Annotated in this window: 1 pseudogene; it reads left to right on the top strand. The window is 44.5% G+C overall.

Annotated features, from left to right (window positions below):
* Window positions 1-72 precede the first annotated feature (72 nt).
* A pseudogene (locus F6K27_RS33225) lies at window positions 73-1,193 on the top strand (IS630 family transposase).
* Window positions 1,194-1,287: the final 94 nt, after the last annotated feature.

Genomic DNA, 1,287 nt, shown 5'->3' on the forward strand with positions numbered 1-1,287 from the left:
ATATCATGTCCGGTAGCATCGTTTGTGTATAATTGAAGAGGAGAAAAATAATTCCCAGGAGCGATCGCCATTATGCCAAGACGCTTAAGTATCCAAGAACACCTAAGTATAGATGAACTAGAAAGAAACTACCGAGCTACCTATGACCCAATAGAAAGGACTAGATACCAAATAATTTGGCTTCTAGCAAAAGGAAAAACAACAAAAGAAGTTTCTTCAGTCACAGGCTATTGTTTGGAGGCCATTCGTCAAATTGCACGTCGCTACAATCGGCAAGGTAAAGAAGGATTGGTAGATCGTCGCCATCAACATCCAGGGCAAAAGGGATTCCTTTCAGATGAAAGGCAAGCCCACCTAGAAATGGCCCTCCAGGAGAAAGCACCAGATGGAGGATTATGGAATGGGCGCAAGGTGGGGGATTGGTTAACAGAATTAATTGACCATCGAGTTGATCGGCGCAGGGGATGGGAATATTTACGGTCAATGAAATATAGATTACGAATCCCCCGACCACAGCATCAAAAGTCGGCAACTCCAACCGAACAAGAGAAATGGAAAAAAGCGCACCGCCTGCGGCGAGGTCTCCTCGCCGTAAAGACGGAGCAAGAAAACTCTCTCACCGATTTGAACAACTAAAAGCCGAGTATCCAGAGGCCACTGTAGAACTCTGGGCAATGGATGAACATCGTTTGGGTCTCAAGCCAATTTTCCGACGAGTATGGACACCTGTGGGAGTACAACCAACTGCAGAGGTAAACTGGCGTTTTCAGTGGTGTTGGCTCTATGGGTTTGTACATCCCCAGTCAGGAGAAACATACTGGTGGCTTTTGCCCAAGGTCAATATTATTGTTTTTAACCAAGTGTTGGCTGACTTAGCTGGACATTTTGGTTGAGGAAAAAATAAGCACATGATATTAGTGCTAGACAGAGCAGGTTGGCACAGTAGTCAAAAACTGAAAGTTCCAGAGGGATTGCATTTGGAGTTCTTACCAGCCCATACACCAGAACTACAACCTGCCGAAGGACTCTGGCCAATAATTAATGAACCGATCTGTAATCAAACCTTTGAAAATTTATCCCAGATGGAAGATATCGTTTTTGAGCGATGTATCAACTTAATGAAACAGCGATCGCTCATTCAAGGTCTCACTTGTTTTCGTTGGTGGCCTACTGATGATTTGTCAAGTGCTTGAAGAGTAGCGATCGCGGTAGCGTTGCGTAGCAATATCGCTCCGGGCAATTATTTTTCTTCCTCCTCTATTATACACAAACGATGCTACCGGACAT

The sequence above is a fragment of the Okeania sp. SIO2F5 genome, assembly GCF_010692685.1.
GTDB lineage: Bacteria > Cyanobacteriota > Cyanobacteriia > Cyanobacteriales > Microcoleaceae > Okeania > Okeania hirsuta.